The following is a 19,677-nucleotide window of genomic DNA, read 5'->3' on the forward strand; positions in this document are numbered from 1 at the left end:
ATGTAGCGCGCGGGTCTTTATTCCGCGCTTTCCAGCATCCGCAGCGCGGCTTTCTCGGCATTGGCGACGTGCAGCCGCGCGATCTCCTGCGCGGCCTCGCCGTCGCGCGCTTTCAATGCCTTGTATAGCCGGTCGATTTCGCGCAGGCTGTCCGGCAGCCGCTCCGGATGCATTAGCGAGGTGGTGCGCAGCAGATTGATGCGCGAATAGAGACTGTTGAGGATTTCCCGCACCAGCGCGTTGCCGCAGTTCTCCAGCAGCAGATCGTAAAGCGCGGTCTTGGCCCGCAGAACGCCGGCCTGGTTTTGCGCAGCGGCTTCGACGCGCAGTTCCTTCGCCACTTCACCAAAGCGCGCAATGGCGTCGTCGTTTGCAAGGCGTGCGAATTCGTGGGCGGCGAAACCTTCGAGCAGCCCGCGCAGCGCGTATAGCTCGACGGCCTCCTCTTTCGACATCACCGCAACGATGGGGCCCTTGTGCGGCACGCTGCGCACCAGTTTCTCCGCCTCGAGCCTGCGCAGCGCCTCGCGCACGGATGTGCGGCTCACGCCTAGCGATTCGCACAGTTCGCGTTCAATCAGCCGCGCACCCGGCGCGAAACGTCCGCTCACGATTGCCTGGCGCAGCACGTTCTCTACGTGATGCCGCAGCGTCTCGGGTCTGACCAAGCCCATGTCCGTTGACATTATTGTATTCCCGTCCGACAAGATTCAGCCTCCATGATACGTGAGCGGCTTCGTCACCGGCAGCCTTTGATGCGCAAAGGCCAGAAAAACAGCAAGTCGGCGTGCGTTTCAGCGGCTGACTGCCAGCGCGGCGAGCGGTGTGCGCGAAATCACCGAGAGCGTCGCATCGAATTTCATGACCAACGGTTCCGCATGCGCGACCTCGACCGAAGCGATCGCGTCGTCGCCGATGTTGTCGAGTTGCTTGAAAAGCGCGCGCAACGAGTTGCCATGTCCCACCATCAGCACCGACTGCCCACGCGTCAGGGCGGGTGCCACGCATTCGTCCCACAGCGGCAGCACGCGCCGCAACGTGTCGCGCAGGCTTTCGGTGCGGGGCAGCGCGGCGGCCTCGGGCATCGCGTCGTCGTGCAAGGCGCGCACCAGTGCCGCGTGCAGGTCCGTATCGAGCGCCGGCGGCGCCAGGTCGAAACCGCGCCGCCATTGCCGCACCCGCTCCGCGCCATAGGCGAGCGCGGCCTCATCTTTTTCCATGCCTGTCAGCATGCCGTAGTGGCGATCGTTCAGCCGCCACGAGCGCACGGTTCTGGGCGGCGGCTGATCGAGGGTTCGCAGCACGTGCGCGAGTGTATCGGTGGCGCGCAGCAACGCCGAGGTCACCGCCAGATCGAAGCGAAAGCCCGCCTCGCGCAGCCGTTCGCCGACGCGCTGCGCATCGGCCACGCCCTGCACGGACAGACCGACGTCGCTCCAGCCGGTAAAGCGGTTGGCGCGATTCCATATCGACTGGCCATGACGCAGCACGACCAGAGTGCCCGTTTGAAGAGTCATCTCGATGCCCGGCTTCAGTTGTAGCCGAGAATCGCGACGGCCAACACGTGCGCATGCTCGCTGCTGTTCGACGCGAGCACCGAAAGCGGCGGCTTCTGCATTGCCCGCCATGCCGACCAGTCCGGCCCGGACTTCGCGTTGGCCGGCAAAGACGACACACGCGGCACACCTCGCTCGCGCGGCGCCGGCCCCACGGAAAAAAACGGGCTCACGCACGTCACGCATGTCACGCACGGCCGGATTACGCATGCGGCTCTCCCGTTGCAGCGCCACTGCGTTTCAACGCGGCTTCGAGCAGCGGCGCGCCTAGCTCCGCTCCGTGGATCCCCGTCACGCTGACGATCTCCAGCAACTCCATCAGTTCTTCGGCGGTCGCGCCGTAGCGCAGCGCGTTGCGGATGTGCAGCTTAAGGCCCGGCACATAGAGGTGCGTGGCCGAGGCGTCGAACGCGCAGTACATGAATTCCTTGATTTTCGGGCTCAGCACGCCGGTGCGCCACGGCACCGACGAAAACTCGACATACGCTTCGAACAGGTCGGGGTCGAGTTCGAGCAGACCTTCCCATGTGGGATGCCAGTAGCCGCGATTCGTCTCGAACTCGGCTTTCAGCTTCTGCCTGCGTTCGTCGAGCGGCGGCGCGCCCTTGCGCAAGCCCTCTTCCTCCAGCACTTCGAGCAGTACCGGCACGCCGACGTTGCTGGTGTGAATACCAATCGTGCTGATCAACTCCAGCACTTCGATCAGCTCTTCGCGCGTCGCGCCGAAAGACAGCGCCCGTTCGATATGACGCGCAACACCCGGCGCATAGAGCTGCGTCGCGCAGGCATCGGCGGCGAGCGCGATGAACGCGCGCGTCTTGTCGTCGAGATGATTCCTGCGCTGCGGCACGCCCGCGAATTTCAGGTATGCGTCGACGAAACGCGGATCGAGGCGCACGAGGCTGTCCCACTCGGGACTTGCCTTGCCGTGCAGCCTGACGAGTTCGTCACGCAGACGGGACGAATCGGGCTGCGGTGTGGTCTGGGTCATGATCTGAATTCCCTCATTGCAATACAGCGCGTGATTCATCGGCGCGTGCGAGGCGTTTGCTGCGAACGCCCCGCACGCGCGGTCACTGCTTCGCGCTAGCGCGCGGCGGTTGCCGGATAATCCTGCTCCGCAACCTCTTCCTGCCACGTGCCCTTACCGATCGACGTCGCAATGTGGACCATGTAGCTGCCTTCGCTCGCACCGTGCCAGTGCCGCTCGTTCGGGCCGATGAATACGATATCGCCCTGGCGGATCGGCTGCGGCTCTTCGCCGTCCAGACAGATCCAGCCCTGCCCGGCCGTGACCTGCAAGACCTGGCCGTACTCGTGCGTGTGCCAGTAGGTGCGTCCGCCCGGTGCGAAGAACACCGTGTTGATGGTGACGCCATTGGTAGCCGGCATCACCGGATCGGCCCAGACGGTGCCGGTAAACGTGTCGCTACGGCGCTCGGACACCGCGCCTGCTGCTCTGCCGTGAAAGACCTTCATGCGTTTTTCTCCTTGTTTGCTCCGTCGAACAGCCGCACGCCGCCCGACACGTCGCCGATCGCATCGACGACACGGTTGCTGATCACATCGCCATAACCCAGTGCGGTGCCGAGGCCGAAGCTCGCCAGCGGGCCGGCCGAATTCAGCGAGATCACGCCGAGTTCGCGAATGCGGTCGACGTACAGCACGACGTCCTTGGTCATCAGCTTGCCGGTCAGGCCGCCTTCCAGATAGTCGCCGTCGACGATCTTCGGGAACCGGTTGAGCGTGGCGAAGTTGACGCCGCTGCTGCTGTTCAGCACGTCGAGCAGCAGATGCAGGTCGAGCCCCGCCTTCTTGCCCGCCACCATCACTTCGGCGCTGGCGGCAAGGCTCACGGCGTTCAGAAAATTGTTGAGCAGCTTGGTGGTGTGGCCCGCGCCGCTCTCTCCCATGTATGCGACCTTCGAGCTGATCGGCGCGAACGCCCATTGCAGCGCGGCGACCGCATCGGCGGCACCGCCCACCATCAGCGTCAGCGAGCCCTTCTCCGCGGCCGCGGCGCCACCCGAAATACCCGCATCGACATAACGCACGCCGCGCTCGGCGAAGCGTTTCGCGAGGCGGATCGTCGAACTGGCGGCCGCCGTGCTCAGATCGACCACGATCTGTCCTTCGCGGCAGTGCGCGAGCACGCCGTCCTCGCCTTCCACCACCGCTTCGACCACCTTGCTGTCCGGCAGCGACATCATCACGACGTCCGCGAACGCGAGCACTTCGCCCACCGTGCCCGCCGCCTTCGCGCCCGCCGCGTCGACACGTTCGCGCGCGGTGTCGTAGCCGAGCACCGCGATGCCCGCGTCGACGAGGCGCCGCGTCATGCGTCCGCCCATGTTGCCGAGACCGATAAAGCCGACCCGTTCCTTGTTCATGAATTCCACTCCTCCTTCAAATCAGAAATCGACATCCTTCGTTTCCGGGCCCATCAGCGCGCCGATCATGCCGATCAGGCCGCCCACGCACAGCAGCACGACCGAGGTCAGCCGCAGCGGCATGAACGCGCCGAGCCAGTTCATATAGAACGCGTAGAACGAAGGGATAATCACCGACAGACTGAAGCCGACGCCGAAGCCGGTTGCGCGCACATCCGTCACGAAGCGCTCGTTGATGTACGTAACGATCACGCCCCACGGCGACGTGACGAGCACCGCGAGCACACACACCAGCGCCATGATGGCCGGCAGCGACAGTCCGTCGACGTTCGCCAGCACGTACAGCAGCGCCGCGCCAACCGTGGCGATCAGCGGGCCGACGATCACGAAGAAACGGCGCCGGCCAATGCGCTGCGCGATCAGTCCCGAGCCGATGTAGCTGAAAAACAGCACGAAGTACGTGAGCATGAGCGTCGCGGTCATCTGGAAGCCGCTCAGATGCAGCGTCTTCACCAGCAGGCCGGTCGGCAGATAGATCGTGATGATGTTTTGCGTGAGCCAGAAGCCCGTCATCATCAGAAGCACCTGCAGCAGGTTGCGCCCGCTCTTGCCGCGCAGCAGGTCGGAGAGCGGCAGCTTTTCGGCGACGGCCGCCTTGTCGGCGGTTTCGCTCTTCCAGATCTCCGATTCGGCGACCTTGCGCACGTAGTACAGGGTCAGCAGGCCGGCGAGCGCCGCGCCGAGCACGAACGGAATGCGCCAGCCCCATTGCGCGTACGGCGAATGCATGCCGTTCAGCGGAAAGAGCACGAACATGAGCATCGCGACGAGGTTGATCGTCACGTATGCGGCCGGAAAGCCGGAAATGATGAAGCCGCCGACACACCCGCGCTGCTCTTTCTTCGAGTACTCGATCGCGAGCGGCATCGCACCTGTGTAGCCGCCGCCCAGAAAAATCCCGTCGACGAAGCGCAGCAGCACCAGCAGCCAATACGACACGATGCCGATGCTTTCATAGCCGGGCAGCAGCGCGATCAGCAGCGTCACCACGCCGAAGCCCGATACCGACCAGATCGACGCCATGCGCCGGCCAATGCGGTCCGCAATCATGCCGAACAGCAACGAGCCGACCGGACGGCCCAGCAGCGTCGTGATGAATACCAGCGACGCAAGAATCGTTTCCATGCCGGTAGACAGATGCGGCGGCTGGAAATATCCAAGTACCGGCGAGAGCACCACCACCGGCAGATAGATGTCGAACATGTCGATGAACTCGGAGAAGAACGCGCCCTTGATCGCGTTGCGCCTCTTCGTTTCGATCGACTGCTCGCCCTCCGACATTACAACGTCATTCCCAGTCAACGCTTTCATCTCTGTCTCCATTCGTTATTCGCACCGTGTGGCGGTGCGATTCTCCTTGCGCTTCCCCGTGTGCTGTCAGCCCCTGGCCGTCCGGGTGTTTTGCCGCGTCAGGCGGCCGCTGTTTCCGCTTCGTATGCCTTGATCGCCTCGCTCGCAACGCGGAAAGCCGCGAGCGCGAGCGGCGCGCCGCAATACACGGCGGCCTGCATCAGCACCGCGCGGATTTCTTCCCTGGTCACGCCGTTGCGCAACGCGCCCTTCACGTGCACCGACAATTCGTGGTGCTGGCTCATCGCCGTGAGCATGCCGAGGTTCAGCATGCTGCGCGTCTTGAACGGCAACGTCGGGTCGCCCCAGATGTCGCCCCAGCAACTTTCGGTGACGAACTTCTGCATCGGCCGGTTGAAGTCGTCGGCATTGGCCCACGACTTTTCGACGTGAGCCGCACCCAGTACTTCCTTGCGATTTTCAAAACCCTTGTTGAAGCGGTCGTTGGTATCCATCGTATTTCCTCTGTAGTTCAAACGGATTCGTATTGCCTGCCCGGATGATTGTCCGACAAGCCAGGTGAACAAATTTTTTTCGACGTAGCGCGCGAACCCCCGTGCGCTACGTCGTGCGTCAATCCACGCCGTAGCCGACCAGCGCCTTGGTTTCCAGATACTCGCGCAGGCCCGCTTCGCCCCATTCGCGGCCATTGCCCGAACGCTTGTAGCCGCCGAACGGCGCGCCGAAATCGGCAGGCGGGTAGTTCAGATGCACGCCGCCCGCACGCAACGCGCGGCCGACCTTGCGAGCCCGTGCGAGGTCTGCGGATTGCACGTAGGCCGCGAGGCCGTAGTCGGTGCCGTTGGCAATGTCGATCGCCTGCTCTTCCGAGTCGTACGGAATCATCGACAGCACCGGTCCGAAAATTTCTTCGCGGGCGATCGTCATTTGCGGCGTGACATCGGCGAATACGGTGGGGCGTGCGTAATAGCCCGTGTCGATGCCGTCCGGCCGCCCCGTGCCGCCCGTGACGAGACGCGCGCCTTCGTCGATGCCGATCTGGATCAACGCCTGCACCCGCTTGAACTGGTTCGCGTTGACGAGCGGGCCGAGTTGCGTGGCCGGGTCGTCGGTCGGTCCGAGCCGATATGCTTGCGCGGCACGCTTCGCGATCTGCGCGGCGTCGTTCATCAGATGACGCGGCACCAGCATGCGGGTCGGAATCGAGCACGACTGACCCGAGTTCGTGAAGCAGGCGGCAACGCCGCGCGTCACCGCCTGATCCAGATCGACGTCGTCGAGCAGGATGTTGGCCGACTTGCCGCCCAGTTCCTGAGCGACGCGTTTGACCGTTTCCGCAGCGGACTGCGCGACCAGCACGCCGGCGCGGGTCGAACCGGTGAACGACACCATGTCGATATCCGGATGGCTCGCGATTGCCGAACCGACGCCCGGCCCGTCGCCGTTGACGAGATTGAACACGCCCGCCGGCACGCCGGCTTCATCGAGCACGTCGGCAAACAGCAGCGCGCTCAGCGGCGAATACTCGCTCGGCTTGAGCACCATCGTGCAACCGGCCGCGAGTGCCGGCGCGATCTTGACGACGATCTGGTTGACCGGCCAGTTCCACGGCGTGATCAGACCGCACACGCCGATCGGTTCGAGCACGATGCGCGTACTGCCGCGCTGTTCCTCGAATTCGAAGCGTTCGAGCACGTCGATCAACGCATTCAGATGCGCGGGACCGCGTGCCGCCTGACCGTTGCGCGCGAACGTGATCGGTGCGCCCATCTCGCGGCGCATCAACTCGGCGAATTCGTCATAGCGTCGCTCGTAGATACTGAGAACGCGCTTGAGCAACGCGACGCGTTCGGCCACGCTCGTCGCCGACCAAGTCGCAAACGCGCGGCGCGCGGCGGCGACGGCGCGATCGACATCTTCCGCGTTGCCCAACGCGAGCTTTTCAAAGGGCGTTTCCGTCGACGGATCGACGATATCGAACCAGACGGCGGACGCGGGTTCGACCCAACGTCCGTCGATATAGAACTGGGCTGCGTGAGACATGACAGGCTCCGGAATCAATGAATCGGAATGCAGGTTCAGGATGCGGCTCCGGGCAGGAGCCGGTATAGCTCGGTGTGATCGGTGGCGGGCGTGGAGCGCTGCGCCGCTTCGTCCCATACCTCGACACAGGTGGCGCCGAACGTCATGGGATGCCCCACGGCCTGGGCGAGCGCTCGGGCGATCTTCAGATCCTTGTTCATCAACTGCAGCGCGAAGCCGGAAGCGAAAGTGCCGCTCAGCATGAACTGCTTAGCCTTGTTTTCCGACGTATTGCTGCGGCCCGTGGACGCATTGAGCACGTCCGTCATCACCTGCGGGTCGATACCGAAGCGGCTTGCGATCTGCAGCGCCTCGACCGTGGCCGCCACGCTCGCCGCCGACACGTAGTTATTGAGCGCCTTCGCCGCATGCCCGGCGCCCGCTGTGCCGATATGCAGCACGTTCGTGCCCATCGCGTCGAGCAGCGGCTTGCAGCGCGCGAGCACGTCCGCATGGCCGCCGACCAGAATCGCCAGCGTGCCTTCCTTCGCGCGCTTGACGCCGCCCGACACGGGCGCATCCAGATACGCGAGCCCCTGTGCTTCGAGCGTCTTGCCGAGCTCGCGCGAACGCTCCGGTTCCGACGAACTCATGTCGATAACCACGGCGCCTTTCGCGAGCCGCGCGGCCCAGCCCTTGTTGTTCCCGTCGCCGAGCACCACGGCCTCGACGATCGCCGAGTTGGGCAGCATGGTGATCAGCGCATCGAGCGAGGCCGCGTTGTCCGCGTTCAGGCGGTGCGAGCCGCTCTGTTCTGCCAGCGCGTCGGCGCGTGCGGCGTCGGCATCGTCGATGAACAGTTCGAAGCCTGCCTTGCGAAGGCATTGCACCATCGGCGCGCCCATCATGCCGAGGCCGATGAAACCGACCCGTTTGGCTTGTGTCATGAGAAAGCTCTCCTAGCGCAGCGCCGAGAAGGCGGTCGGCGCGAGGAAGTGGTTCTCGATGCGCTCGACGATCGGCTTGTCGGCTTCCGTCGCCGCACGTTTGGCCATCCACTCGGGGTCGGCCTGGAACGCGTTCCACTTCTGCTCGCGCTCCGCGAGGCTTTCCCACTTCAGCATATAGGTCAGCGCGTGATTGCTCGGACCGATCAGCGTGGTCCAGAAACCGATCTGTTCGATACCGTACTTTTCGAAAAAGCCGAGCGTGGTCGACGTGAAGCGATCGAGCAACGCCGGCAGGCGCGTCGGCGCACAGTGGTAGATACGCATTTCAACGATCATGTACATCTCCTTGTGGGATGATCAGATGGCCGCAGCCAAAGCCAAAGCCAAAGCCAAAGCCAAAGCCAATGAGTTTTGCTCGCGGCCGATTCAGTCCGCCAGTCCCTCGCCGGACGACCAGCGTTCGACATACCTGACCAGTTCGGTCATGTCGCGTTTCGAGCCGTCCTGCATGGCCGCGTAATTCCATACCTGACGGGCGACGCTGCCGACCCACATCGGCACGCCGAGCGCCTGGCATTCGTCGACCGCGAGGCCGATGTCCTTGCACACACTGCCGACCGGAAAGCCGAAATCGAAGCTGCCCGGCAGCACATGCTTCGGGAACTTGTCCATCGTCGCGCCGTTCTTGCCGCTGCCCGAATTGATCACCGACATCATCACTTCCGGATCGAGGCCGCCGCGCACGCCCGCGACAAACGCCTCCGACGTGATCGCAAACGCGGTGGAGGACAGCATGTTGTTCAGCAGCTTGAGCAACTGCCCCTGGCCCGGCTGGTCGCCGACCACGAACACCTTGCCGAGCACTTCGAACAGTCCGCGCACCTGGTCGAGTACAGCCGGCTTGCCGGCCAGCATGATCGCGAGCGTGCCCTTCTTCGCTCCGGCGGCGCCTCCGCTCACCGGCGCATCGACGGTATCGATGCCCTTCACGAGCAGGCCGTCCGCCACTTCCTTTTCCATGCGCGATCCGACCGTGGACAGATCGACGAGAATCTTCACCGCGCTGCCGTCGATCAGTCCGCCTTCGCCGAGCGCGACCTGCCTGAAGATGGCCGGCGTGGGCAGGCTCGTGAATACGATGCGCGCGGAGTCCGCCACATCCTTCACGGACTTCGCCGCGCGCGCGCCGATCGCCGTCAATTCCGCGACCGCCTGCTCATCGCGATCGAACACGACGAGCGTATGGCCCGCCTCGATGAGACGGCGCGCCATAGGCCGCCCCATCACGCCTACTCCGACAAAACCGATCGTGTTGCTGCCTTGATCACTGCTCGACATGACTGTCCTCATCTGTTGGGAAGCTGTTTTCGTTGCGCGGCTCAGGCCGCACGCGCGAGCCGCATGAGCGACGCGGCATCCGGTTCGCTGTCGAAACGCCACAGCGCATCGATCAGCGGTTGCGGCGCTACGCCCGAGCCGCCGTATGCGGCGAGATCGCGCAGTTTGGCCGCGAGTTCGACATCGGCGAGCGGCGCCGCGAGACTGCCGCGCGCCGCATGAATACGCCGCGACACGGTTTCGCCCGAGCGCAGCACGACGGCCACCTGGGCGGACTCCACCGGCCACGATGCGTCGTCGATAAAACGCAGACGCGCGCCGAACGCACGCAGCGACGGAGTGGCGACCGCGCTGTCGCTGAACTCGGCGAGGCCCGCTTTGCCCGTAGCCAGCGCGACCGCTACCGCATGTTGCGCGCTAACCTGCGATTCGCGGCCGGTGCGCACGTTCGGCCGGTCGGTGCGCTCGCGCAGCAACGGGTGCCCGGTCAGTTCGACGCGCTCGACGTCGTCCACGGTCCAGCTCGCATCGCGGCGCAGATCGAGACACGCTTCGATCACGGGGTTCAGCACCACGCCGCACGGGTACGGTTTATAGGTGTTCGACAGCAGCGCCCATTCGTGACCGAGTTCACGCGTCAACGCCTCGACATCCGGCTCCGTTGCGGCGACGCGCAGGAAACCGCGCGTGCCTTCGAGCGGCGCATCGGGACCGGAGAAATCGTCGGCGGCGAGCAGCGCGGATAGCAGGCCGTTGCGCGCCGCGTTACCGACGCTGATGCTCTTCGACATGGTGCCGAGCGTCTCCACCAGGCCGCCGGCCTGTGCCGACGCATTGCCCAGTGCCCACCCGATCTGTTGCGCGCTCAGGCCTTGCGCTTTGGCGATCGCCGCAGCCGCGCCGAACACGCCGCAGGTCGACGTGATATGCCAGCCACGCCGATAGTGCTCGGGCGAAACCGCATTGCCGATCCGGCATTCCACTTCCACGCCGACAACGAATGCGAGCAGCAGCGCTTCGCCAGTCAGCGGGCGGGCGCCAGGCGCAAAGTCCGCAAGCGACTCGGCGAAGGCGAACAGCGCGGCGGCGACAGGTGCAGTCGGATGGATGATGGTCGGAATATGCGTGTCGTCGAAGTCGAACACGTTCGCGCTCATGGCGTTGAGCGCGGCGGCGTTCAGCATGTCGAAACGTTCGCGCCGCCCGATCACACTCGAACCTTCGCCCGCGCTAAAGCGCTGATAGGTGCGCACGGCTTTGCCGAGCGTCGGGTCGGAGCAGCCGGCCAGCGCAACCGCCAGATAGTTGACGAGCGAGCGCCTGGCTTCGTGGCGCACGGCGGCCGGCACGTCTTGCCACGTCGTGTCCGCCACCCACTGCGCGACGCGCTGCGTCACGTGACCGGCGTCACTGTTCGTGCTGGCCTGGCCTGAACTGCTGTCTGACTGTGCTGCCATGTGCAAAGGTTGTCCTCTACCGGATGTCTCTCTTGATTCACTGCGACGCCTCGTGCGGACTCACCGCACGCGAGGACGCGCTTACGGTTCGGTGGCCGACGCCGCGCGGGCGTTGACCGACTGGCCTGACGCGTCGGTCGTGTCGCTGACTTCGGCGGCGATCGATTCGAGCGAACGCTTCCTGGTCTCGGTGCCGAGCACACCCACGATCAATGCCTGCACGAGCAACGTGCCGACGATCAGTGTCAGGACGCCGGCAATGCCGAAGCCCGTGAAAGCCCACGCTACAACGTACGGCACGGCGATGCTGACCGCGCGCCCGGCGGTATTCGACACGCCCGAGCCGCGCAGACGCAGTTCGGTCGGGAACAGTTCCGGCACGTAGGTCGCGACGCTGAACGACGACAGCACGTAAATACAGCAGGTAATCGCAAAACCGAGCGCGGTAATCATCACTTCCGACTGCGCGAACGGGTAAGCCGCGCCGAACGCCGCGCAGATCAGCGAAAACAGTACGATGCCCCATTTACGGCCGACACGCTCGGCGAGCGCAAAGGCGATCAGGGAGCCGACCGGACCGCCCGCGAACATCACGCTCGTCAGGCCGAGCGAATTCGACACGCTGTGGCCCTGCTTGACGAGGAAGGTCGGAATCCAGCTGACGAACGCGTAGTTGACGATAAAGAGCGCGACCAGCACGGTGATGCCGGTAATGGTGCGCGTCAGCAGACGGCGCGTGAACAGATCACCGAGACGGCCGTTACCCGGCGCCGCGCGACGCGGCTGCTGGGCGGCCGCCGCGATCGCCGTGGCGGAATCGACGCCGCAGGCTTTTTCGATGGTGGACACCACCTGGTCCGCTTCATCCGTGCGGTTGCGCGAAGCCAGCCAGCGCGGCGACTCCGGCATCGACTTGCGCAGGAACCACACGAAAAGCGCACCGCAACCGGCGATCGCGAACATCCAGCGCCAGCCGTAATGCGGCACGATCAGCCAGCCGAGGAAGGTGGACAGGAACAGCGAGGTGTTGATGATCAGATTGAGGATCGTGCCGAAGCGGCCACGCCACGCGGCCGGAATGAATTCGCTCAATGTGCCGTAGCCGACCACGATTTCCGCGCCCATGCCGATTCCCATCACGAGGCGGAAGAAGATCAGCCAGTACATGGAAGGCGCGAGCGCCGCGGCGATCGACGCGAAGCCGTAGATGCCGAGGTTGAACTGGTAGCAGAAGCGCCGGCCGAAGCGATCGCCGAGCACGCCCGAAAGCCAGGCGCCCGACATCATGCCGACGAACGTGACCGACACGAACATCGCATTGAGCTTCAGCGTGGATTCGCCGCTGTGGATCATCGCGGCAAGCACGGTGCCGGCGATATAGATATCGAATGAGTCGAAGTACATGCCCGCGGCAATCAGCCCGAGCAACCGCCAGTGATAACCGGATAGCGGCAGGCTGTCCAGCCGGTATCCAATCGTTGCTTCGTTCTGCATGGATGCTGTCTCCGTGAATGTCTTTGTTCTGGTTCCGTAGCTTCCAACACCGCTTGCCTTGCGCCGCTGCTTTCGTCGTAGCTCTCATCGCCGGATGTGAGCGGTAACATCAAAGTGGATTATATTCCTGTCATACAATCGGTCAAGGCGATATTGGCTGTTCCGCAGCTTCTTTTTGTGTTGCAGTGCATGACGATCAGGCATGTCTTCCCACCGCTAAGCCGGGTTTGGCCTTGATCGGGCCTGGCTGCGGCGTACAGGCTGCCAACGCTATTTTTGCGTCGGCGCGGCCGGTTCGCGCATCCTCGCTGACCGGACAATTCCGGATAGCGCTAACACATGAATAGGCAGGTTATGTCGCCAGCCAGCCGCCATCTACGGGCAGCATCGCGCCCGTCATCTCCGCCGCCGCGTCGCTGCACATGAACACCACCAGATCCGCGACATGCGACGCCTGCACGAAATGGCCGGTCGGCTGTTTGCCGGTCAGAAAGCGCTCGATTGCCGTTTCGCGGTCGAGTCTCTCTTCTTCCATTAGCGCCTGAATGCGGTTCTCGCTGGTCGGCGTATGCACGGCGCCCGGACAGACCGCATTGCAGGTAATGCCCTGCCCCATTGTTTCGGCGGCCACCGCGCGCGTCAGACCGAGCAGCGCGGATTTGGTGGTCACGTAATCGACACGATTGGCCGTGCCGCGCATGCCGTACACCGAGGTCATATTGAAGATGCGGCCCCAACCGCGCTCGCGCATGCCGGGCAGCGCCAGACGGATGGTGTGAAACGCCGCGCTCAGATTCACGGAGAGCGCCTGCTCCCATTTGTCGACCGGAAACGCTTCGATCGGCGCGAAATGGCGCACCACCGCATTGTTGATCAGCACGTCGATCGCGCCGACGCGCTCGATCGTCTCGAACATCATCCGCTCGACGGCCCGCGCATCGCCGAGGTCCACCTGCAGATAATCCGCGCGATAACCGTGTTTCTGCTCGAAGGCCGCGCGCGCGGGCTCGACCTGCTCAGGCGTTTCCACGCCGTGCAGCACGACCCGGCAGCCGGCGCCGGCCAGTGCGTCGGCCATAGCCAGACCCAGCCCATGCGACGAGCCTGTTACGAGTGCAGTTCTCCCCTTCATTCCGCGATTTTCCCTGTCTGTCGAAAGCATGGCCGTTGCCAGGCCGCAGGCGAAACACAAACGTTCGCCATCTCTTAATGATAGCGCTAACTTAACCGAAAAGGCGCAGCGCTGCAACCTGGGGAATTGCCCGGGAGCAGATAAAAGAGAGCACGACGGAACCGGGCGCGGCAGCGGCGGACGGGCATGACAAGGCAACGCAGCAAGCCTTTCGAACGGCACAAAAAGAAAAGGGGCGCATTGTGCGCCCCAGGTTCACTAGCAATGAAACCGCCGCTTCAGGTGCTTTCGCGCTGGATAATTTCGAAACCGAGATCGAGCCTGGCCGGCACGATCGGTTCGTTGCGCATTCTTTGCAGCAGCGCTTCGGCGCTGCGCCGGCCGATCTCCAGACGAGGCAGGTTCAGACAGGTCAGGCGCGGCACCGTGTGGCGCAAGATGTCGAGATCGTCGAAACCGGCAATCGCGACGCGCTCCGGCACTTTCCAGTTACGCCGCTGCGCTTCGAACAGCGCGCCGACCGCGAGCACGTCGCCGGCGAAGAAGATCGCGTCCACTTCGGGCACGCGCTGCATCATGTCCACCATCGCATGTGCGCCGGAGGTCAGGCCGCCCTCCACTTCGCGCACGAGCCCGGGGTTGCGCTCGCGGCCGAGCGCCTCGAGCGCCGCGTAGTAGCCCTTCAGACGCTCGCGGGCGCGCATGTTGTTCTTCGTGGTGAGGCAGACGAACCCGATCGACTTGTAGCCGCGCCCCGCCAGATACAGCGTCATTTCCTTGGCCGCGTTGAAATTCGAGTAGCTGACGGCCATGTCGAGCGGCGTGCGCGCGAGGTCGCCCGTTTCGACAATGGGAATGCCGGCGGCGCGGATCAACTGGACGGCGCGCGGCGTATGCACGGTGTCGTGCAGCACGAGCCCGGACACGCGCTGGGCGATGAACGCGTCGATCAGCGCCTCTTCTTCTTCGAGCGAGTAGCCGCTGTCGGCCAGCAACAATTGCATGCCGGCGGAGCGCAACACGTCGGCACAACCCTTGATGCTATGCGAGTACAGCGAATTCTGGATGCTCGGGACAATCTGGCCGACCACATTCGAGCGCGCCGACGCGAGATTCGAGGCGATGTGATTCGGAACATAGCCTATGCGGCGCACCGTATCGAGCACCAGCTTGCGGGTTTCCTTGGAGAGCCGTTCAGGTTCGTTGAGCGCGCGCGACACTGTCATCAGGGACACGTTCGCCGCCTTCGCAACGTCGATCATGCGCACCGCCTGCCCGCCCGGGCGTGTCCTGGCCGCGGTCGTGCCCGCGCTTTTGCCCGTTTTTCGCGCGGCTTTCGATGCGGTTTTCACTTCCCCGCCCGGCCCGCCTGCCAACCTGATCTTCCCGTCCTCGACGGCCGTCACACGCTTTTTCACTCGCCCATCCGGCTCTTTGATCTGATAGCCGATTGTATCGTATGCCAGGGGCCGTTCCGCGCGGGTTGGCCGTGACTGATCAAGCCGGGCACCGCTCGAACCGCGCCCGCAACGACACAACACAAGCCGCCGGCTGCTTGTTATGATAGCGCTCTCATATATGGGAAACAGGAGACAGCTGCCATGACAGCCGCACCGGAAAACTACAAGATTTACGCCATCAAGTATGCGCATCACGACCGTCCCGCCCGCGACAACTTCCTTGGCGGCGATCCGCACGATGTGAACATGCCGCTCGACTATTTCGTGTGGGCGGTGGTCGGCGAGAGCCGCACCTTCCTCGTCGACACGGGTTTCGACGTCGAAGGCGGTACGAAACGCCGCCGCACCATCACGCACTCCGTCGAAGCGGGACTCGGCGCGATCGGCATTCGCCCCGACACGGTCGAAGACGTGATCATCACGCACATGCACTACGACCACGCCGGCAACCGTTCGCTCTTCCCGAAGGCGCGCTATCACGTGCAGGACCGCGAAATGGCGTATTGCACGGGCCGCTGCATGTGTCATGGCGCACTGAACCACCCGTTCGATCCGGAAGACGTCAAATCCATGGTCGGCCGCGTTTTCGACGGCCGGGTGGCGTTTCACGACGGCGCGTCGAACCTCACCGCGGGACTGAGTGTGCACCGCGTCGGCGGCCATACCGACGGCCTGCAGGTGGTGCGTGTGCATACTGAGCGTGGCTGGGTGGTGCTCGCTTCCGATGCATCGCACCTGTACGCGAACATGGAACAGAACCGCCCGTTCCCCGCCGTGTACAACGTGGGCGACATGATCGAAGGCTATCGTCGCGCGCACGAACTGGCGGACTCCGCGCAACACGTCGTGCCCGGCCATGACCCGGCCGTGCTGACGCGCTACCCGGCCGAGAGCAGGGAAACGGAAGGCTGGATCGTGCGGCTCGACGCGGCGCCGCGTTGAGAGGGTGCAGCCGGGCCGATATCCGCACCGTCATGCAGCGTTTCCCGCACCGTCCTGGTGAGTTTTAAGCGAAGGCTAAAGAAGTTCGCCAACTGGTCGATACCATGATTAGGGGTTTTTCCCGCTTCCGGACCTGACCCAGGTCCGGCGTTCCCCGCATGGAGAAACGCAGTGAAACGTCTGGCTTATGGCGCCCGCGGTGAAGCCTCCGCGCTCGAGCGGCGCCCATGAAACGCAACCTGTTCTTCCGGTTTCTCGGGCGCCTGCGCGTCGGCCGCAAGCTGCTGCTGATCTATCTGCTCGACCTGAGCGCGGTGCTGTATATCAGCGGCATCCTGATCCACGAGAAATACATTGCGATCGACTTCTCCGACAAGGAGCTGGTCGGCAACGCCTACGTCGCGGCCGTGCACGACGCGCTCGTCGACTTTGCGCTCGCCGGGGCCGGAAAACCGCAGACGCCGGCCCAATTGCAACGCACGGCGAGCTGGCTCGCCGACGCGGAGCGCCGCTATGGCGCAAACATGCAGAGCGCCGAAATCAACGCGCGCGTGCTAGCGGCCCTCACGGCCAGCGCCGCGCCCCATGCGAGCGCCGCGACCGTGGACGGCGGCCTCGAAGCAACCCGCGAACTGGTGACGCGGGTCGGCAACCAGTCGAACCTGATTCTGGACCCGGACCTCGACAGCTACTACTCGATGTCGCTGTCGATCCTGCGCTATCCGGAGCTGCTCAGCGACGTCAACCGGATCGGCCGCCATCTGCACGATGCCGGCGCGAGTCTTCGCACCGCACGGATGAGCCACGACGAGATGCGGACCCGCTACCTCGTGCTGGAAGGACAGCTCGACGCGGTATTGCAGGGGCTGCGCTCCGACTATGCGGAAGCCGCGGCCACCAACGCCACGCTGACCAGAACCATCGGTCCACCGATCACGCATATGCTCGCCGCGATCGACGCGTATCGCCGCGTGGCCGGCGCCGCGGTCGATGCCGGCTCGGATGCCGCCACGCTCACGGCGCTCGATGCCGCGCAGCAGGGCGTGGTGATGAGCGTGAGCGACGCGTGGAGCGCGACCGGCAATCAGCTCGAAAGACTGTTGCATGAACGCGTGCGCGGCCTCTTCGAGCGGATGTGGCTGCACCTCGGCACCGCGTTGTTCCTGCTGTGCGCGATCCTCAGCATGGTGTATTTCGTCGCGCAGCAGATTTCGCGGCCACTGCGCCAGCTCGCGCGCGTGATGGACACGGTGCGGCGTACGGGCGACCATTCGCTGCGCGCCAGGTGGCATAGCCAGGACGAGATCGGCCAGCTCGTGCGAGGCTTCAACGACATGCTCGCGCAACTCGATCGCGAGCGCGACGTGCAGAAGGAACTCGCGGCGACAGCGCGCGCCTCGGCCGCGCAGTACGCACTGGTCGAGGCGACTCCGGTGCCGATGGTCGTCACGGCGATCCCGGGGCATGAAGTGCTGCACGCGAACAAGCCCGCGCTTTACTGGCTGAATGGCTGCACGGTCGATCCGTGGGCCGTCGGCCTCGACTCGGAGGTGCGCGCGCGCTTCTTCCAGCAGCTCTCCGACCGCGAGGCGGTCGACGAATTCGAGGTGCACTGGAAGGCCGCCAAAGAATCCACCTGGGCAATGCTGTCGGCGCGGCGTCTCGACTTCCAGGGGCGCGACGCCGTGCTGACCGCCTTCACACCGATCAACCAGATCAAGCTGATGGAGCAGCGCCTCGAATTGTGGGGCAAGGTGTTCGAGGCATCGTCCGAAGCCATTCTGATTCTCGACGCGCAACGGCGGCTCGTGACCGCAAACGCATCGTTCTATCGCGCGACCGGCTATCGCGCCGACAACGTGACGGGCAAGGAACCCGCTTTCCTGTTCGGCACGCAGGACCACGACGACATTCTTCCGGCCGTGATCGATTCCGTCGACCGCCTGAGCGTATGGCATGGCGAAGCGCACGTACGGCGGCGCGCGGGCAGCGACTATCCGGCGTGGCTGATGGTGAGCGCGGTGCGCGACCGGCGCGCGAACCTGTCGCACTACATCTGCACGCTGATCGACATCACGGACCGCAAGAAGAGCGAGGCGCGCATCCAGTTCCTCGCCGAACACGACGTGCTGACGGAGTTGCCGAACCGCGAGCTGTTCGTGAAGCGACTGGGCGTCGTGCTCGGCAACGCGCGCCGCACGGGGCAGCGCGTCGCGGTGCTGTTCATCGACCTCGACCGCTTCAAGAACATCAACGATTCGCTGGGCCATCACATCGGCGACAGCCTTCTGCGCTCGGTCTCGCGACGCCTGTTGCAGGCCGTGCGCACCAACGACACCGTAAGCCGGCTCGGCGGCGACGAATTCACGGTGATCCTGAACAGCGTCAGCAACGCGGCGGACGTCACGCGCACGATCGAGGAGCGTTTGCTGCCGCTCGTGCGCCAGCCGCACGAGGTCGGCGGCGTCACGCTGCAGGTGTCGTGCAGTGTGGGCGTGGCGCTGTTCCCCGACGACGGCGAGGACATCGAGACGCTGATGCAGAACGCCGACGCCGCGATGTACCAGGCGAAGGGCGCCGGGCGCAACCTCGTCAAGTTCTTCGCGCCCGACATCGCCGAGCGCACCCGCTACCGGCTGACGCTCGAAGCCTGCCTGCGCAGCGCGATCACCATGCACGAGTTCCGGCTCGAATACCAGCCGTGCGTCGATGCGCATACGGGCGAACTGGTCGCCGTAGAAGGCCTGCTGCGCTGGAACAGCCCGCAGATCGGCATCGTCTCGCCCGCGCAGTTCATTCCGGTCGCGGAAGATACGCGCCTCATCATTCCGATCGGCGCGTGGGTGATAGACGAAGCCTGCCAGCAGATCGCCGCGTGGGACGCCGAAGGTCTGACGCCGCTACGTGTTTCGATCAACCTGTCGGCGATCCAGTTGCGCGATCCGGACCTGATCGGCACGCTCGCGGACAGTCTCGCGCGGCATGGCGTCGCCCCGTGGCGGCTCGAACTCGAGATCACCGAAACCGTGCTGATGGACAACGCGGAGAACTATCTCACCATGATCAACGCGATCCGCGCGCTCGGGGTCAAGCTCTCGCTCGACGATTTCGGCATCGGCTACTCGAGCCTCAGCTATCTGAACCGTTTTCCCCTCGACCGGCTCAAGATCGATCGGGCGTTCGTGCTCGACATGCTCGATGCCCGCGCGGACCTCGCCATCGTCCGCGCGATCATCGAACTGGGGCATGAACTGGGTCTGCGGGTGGTCGCCGAGGGTGTCGAGAGCGAACATCAGGCGCGCATCCTGCGCACGATCGGTTGCGACGAACTGCAGGGCTTCCTGTTCTCGAAAGCGTTGTCGCCGGCCGATTTGTGGTCATGGACGAACGCGCGCAAGGTGGCGTGAGCGGCACGGCACCTTTCTCACGGTCGTGCGCTGTTTCTGCCGGCGCAGACGCGTGACGGCGGCGGGCCCAACGCTCGCGCTCTCCCGACCGGATAAAGTCTCGCCCATTTCGCTGCAAATGCCGGTTTTCCCACATACCGCCAGCTTACGACTTGTCA

At 64.4% G+C, this 19,677-nt stretch carries 18 protein-coding genes; 2 read left to right on the forward strand and 16 right to left on the reverse strand.

Annotated elements, in window-relative coordinates:
• Positions 1-17: 17 nt before the first annotated feature.
• The 16 genes from PDMSB3_RS30300 to PDMSB3_RS30375 all read right to left on the reverse strand — a co-directional run bounded on the left by PDMSB3_RS30300 (position 18) and on the right by PDMSB3_RS30375 (position 15,128).
• Positions 18-686 (reverse strand): GntR family transcriptional regulator, encoded by a 669-nt coding sequence (locus PDMSB3_RS30300; RefSeq protein ID WP_007177736.1) that lies wholly within the window; start codon positions 684-686, stop codon positions 18-20.
• A gap of 108 nt (positions 687-794) precedes the next feature.
• Entirely contained in the window at positions 795-1,517 is a 723-nt protein-coding gene (locus PDMSB3_RS30305; RefSeq protein WP_165188659.1) for a 2,3-bisphosphoglycerate-dependent phosphoglycerate mutase, read from the reverse strand.
• Between the two features lie 14 nt (positions 1,518-1,531).
• Positions 1,532-1,729, reverse strand: coding sequence for a hypothetical protein (locus PDMSB3_RS30310; RefSeq protein ID WP_165188661.1), 198 nt, complete (start codon positions 1,727-1,729; stop codon positions 1,532-1,534).
• Between the two features lie 29 nt (positions 1,730-1,758).
• A complete protein-coding gene (locus tag PDMSB3_RS30315; RefSeq protein WP_035517296.1) occupies positions 1,759-2,547 on the reverse strand; it encodes a carboxymuconolactone decarboxylase family protein in 789 nt (262 codons plus the stop codon).
• 95 nt (positions 2,548-2,642) lie between these two features.
• Positions 2,643-3,035: a cupin domain-containing protein gene (locus PDMSB3_RS30320; protein WP_007177740.1), complete on the reverse strand. Its 393-nt coding sequence runs from the start codon at positions 3,033-3,035 to the stop codon at positions 2,643-2,645.
• Positions 3,032-3,946: an NAD(P)-dependent oxidoreductase gene (locus PDMSB3_RS30325; RefSeq protein WP_007177741.1), complete on the reverse strand. Its 915-nt coding sequence runs from the start codon at positions 3,944-3,946 to the stop codon at positions 3,032-3,034. Before PDMSB3_RS30325 ends, PDMSB3_RS30320 begins: the two co-directional genes overlap by 4 nt.
• A gap of 21 nt (positions 3,947-3,967) precedes the next feature.
• A complete protein-coding gene (locus PDMSB3_RS30330) occupies positions 3,968-5,317 on the reverse strand; it encodes an MFS transporter (protein WP_165188663.1) in 1,350 nt (449 codons plus the stop codon).
• A gap of 98 nt (positions 5,318-5,415) precedes the next feature.
• The gene (locus tag PDMSB3_RS30335) at positions 5,416-5,811 is read right to left on the reverse strand and encodes a carboxymuconolactone decarboxylase family protein (RefSeq protein WP_007177743.1); all 396 of its coding nucleotides are present in this window, start codon (positions 5,809-5,811) and stop codon (positions 5,416-5,418) included.
• Positions 5,812-5,929: 118 nt separating this feature from the next.
• Entirely contained in the window at positions 5,930-7,360 is a 1,431-nt protein-coding gene (locus tag PDMSB3_RS30340) for an aldehyde dehydrogenase family protein (protein WP_007177744.1), read from the reverse strand.
• Between the two features lie 35 nt (positions 7,361-7,395).
• The gene (locus tag PDMSB3_RS30345; protein ID WP_007177745.1) at positions 7,396-8,286 is read right to left on the reverse strand and encodes an NAD(P)-dependent oxidoreductase; all 891 of its coding nucleotides are present in this window, start codon (positions 8,284-8,286) and stop codon (positions 7,396-7,398) included.
• A 12-nt stretch (positions 8,287-8,298) separates the two neighbouring features.
• Positions 8,299-8,625, reverse strand: a complete 327-nt coding sequence (locus PDMSB3_RS30350; RefSeq protein ID WP_007177746.1) for an NIPSNAP family protein — start codon at positions 8,623-8,625, stop codon at positions 8,299-8,301.
• A 90-nt stretch (positions 8,626-8,715) separates the two neighbouring features.
• Positions 8,716-9,672 carry an NAD(P)-dependent oxidoreductase gene (locus PDMSB3_RS30355; protein ID WP_268738030.1) on the reverse strand — a complete coding sequence of 319 codons (957 nt, stop codon included), beginning with the start codon at positions 9,670-9,672 and terminating at the stop codon, positions 8,716-8,718.
• Entirely contained in the window at positions 9,669-11,084 is a 1,416-nt protein-coding gene (locus PDMSB3_RS30360; RefSeq protein WP_165188666.1) for an MmgE/PrpD family protein, read from the reverse strand. Before PDMSB3_RS30360 ends, PDMSB3_RS30355 begins: the two co-directional genes overlap by 4 nt.
• An 81-nt stretch (positions 11,085-11,165) precedes the next feature.
• Positions 11,166-12,578 carry an MFS transporter gene (locus PDMSB3_RS30365; RefSeq protein WP_165188668.1) on the reverse strand — a complete coding sequence of 471 codons (1,413 nt, stop codon included), beginning with the start codon at positions 12,576-12,578 and terminating at the stop codon, positions 11,166-11,168.
• A 352-nt stretch (positions 12,579-12,930) separates the two neighbouring features.
• Positions 12,931-13,710: a 3-hydroxybutyrate dehydrogenase gene (locus PDMSB3_RS30370; RefSeq protein ID WP_011492290.1), complete on the reverse strand. Its 780-nt coding sequence runs from the start codon at positions 13,708-13,710 to the stop codon at positions 12,931-12,933.
• A gap of 278 nt (positions 13,711-13,988) precedes the next feature.
• Positions 13,989-15,128: a LacI family DNA-binding transcriptional regulator gene (locus PDMSB3_RS30375; RefSeq protein ID WP_232064362.1), complete on the reverse strand. Its 1,140-nt coding sequence runs from the start codon at positions 15,126-15,128 to the stop codon at positions 13,989-13,991.
• A gap of 183 nt (positions 15,129-15,311) precedes the next feature.
• On the opposite strand from PDMSB3_RS30375, the gene PDMSB3_RS30380 reads away from it, so the two are divergent.
• Positions 15,312-16,112 (forward strand): N-acyl homoserine lactonase family protein, encoded by an 801-nt coding sequence (locus tag PDMSB3_RS30380; protein ID WP_011492292.1) that lies wholly within the window; start codon positions 15,312-15,314, stop codon positions 16,110-16,112.
• 227 nt (positions 16,113-16,339) lie between these two features.
• Complete coding sequence (locus PDMSB3_RS30385; RefSeq protein ID WP_165188670.1) at positions 16,340-19,519, forward strand: bifunctional diguanylate cyclase/phosphodiesterase; 3,180 nt, start codon at positions 16,340-16,342, stop codon at positions 19,517-19,519.
• Positions 19,520-19,677: the final 158 nt, after the last annotated feature.

This window comes from Paraburkholderia dioscoreae, from assembly GCF_902459535.1.
GTDB lineage: Bacteria > Pseudomonadota > Gammaproteobacteria > Burkholderiales > Burkholderiaceae > Paraburkholderia > Paraburkholderia dioscoreae.

Excerpts from the sequence above, each read along its gene's own strand:
- PDMSB3_RS30300 (WP_007177736.1), bottom strand. The coding sequence starts at position 686 with ATGTCAACGGACATGGGCTTGGTCAGACCCGAGACGCTGCGGCATCAC.
- PDMSB3_RS30305 (WP_165188659.1), bottom strand. The coding sequence starts at position 1,517 with ATGACTCTTCAAACGGGCACTCTGGTCGTGCTGCGTCATGGCCAGTCG.
- PDMSB3_RS30315 (WP_035517296.1), bottom strand. The coding sequence starts at position 2,547 with ATGACCCAGACCACACCGCAGCCCGATTCGTCCCGTCTGCGTGACGAA.
- PDMSB3_RS30320 (WP_007177740.1), bottom strand. The coding sequence starts at position 3,035 with ATGAAGGTCTTTCACGGCAGAGCAGCAGGCGCGGTGTCCGAGCGCCGT.
- PDMSB3_RS30325 (WP_007177741.1), bottom strand. The coding sequence starts at position 3,946 with ATGAACAAGGAACGGGTCGGCTTTATCGGTCTCGGCAACATGGGCGGA.
- PDMSB3_RS30330 (WP_165188663.1), bottom strand. The coding sequence starts at position 5,317 with ATGAAAGCGTTGACTGGGAATGACGTTGTAATGTCGGAGGGCGAGCAG.
- PDMSB3_RS30335 (WP_007177743.1), bottom strand. The coding sequence starts at position 5,811 with ATGGATACCAACGACCGCTTCAACAAGGGTTTTGAAAATCGCAAGGAA.
- PDMSB3_RS30340 (WP_007177744.1), bottom strand. The coding sequence starts at position 7,360 with ATGTCTCACGCAGCCCAGTTCTATATCGACGGACGTTGGGTCGAACCC.
- PDMSB3_RS30345 (WP_007177745.1), bottom strand. The coding sequence starts at position 8,286 with ATGACACAAGCCAAACGGGTCGGTTTCATCGGCCTCGGCATGATGGGC.
- PDMSB3_RS30350 (WP_007177746.1), bottom strand. The coding sequence starts at position 8,625 with ATGATCGTTGAAATGCGTATCTACCACTGTGCGCCGACGCGCCTGCCG.
- PDMSB3_RS30360 (WP_165188666.1), bottom strand. The coding sequence starts at position 11,084 with ATGGCAGCACAGTCAGACAGCAGTTCAGGCCAGGCCAGCACGAACAGT.
- PDMSB3_RS30365 (WP_165188668.1), bottom strand. The coding sequence starts at position 12,578 with ATGCAGAACGAAGCAACGATTGGATACCGGCTGGACAGCCTGCCGCTA.
- PDMSB3_RS30370 (WP_011492290.1), bottom strand. The coding sequence starts at position 13,710 with ATGAAGGGGAGAACTGCACTCGTAACAGGCTCGTCGCATGGGCTGGGT.
- PDMSB3_RS30380 (WP_011492292.1), top strand. The coding sequence starts at position 15,312 with ATGACAGCCGCACCGGAAAACTACAAGATTTACGCCATCAAGTATGCG.
- PDMSB3_RS30385 (WP_165188670.1), top strand. The coding sequence starts at position 16,340 with ATGAAACGCAACCTGTTCTTCCGGTTTCTCGGGCGCCTGCGCGTCGGC.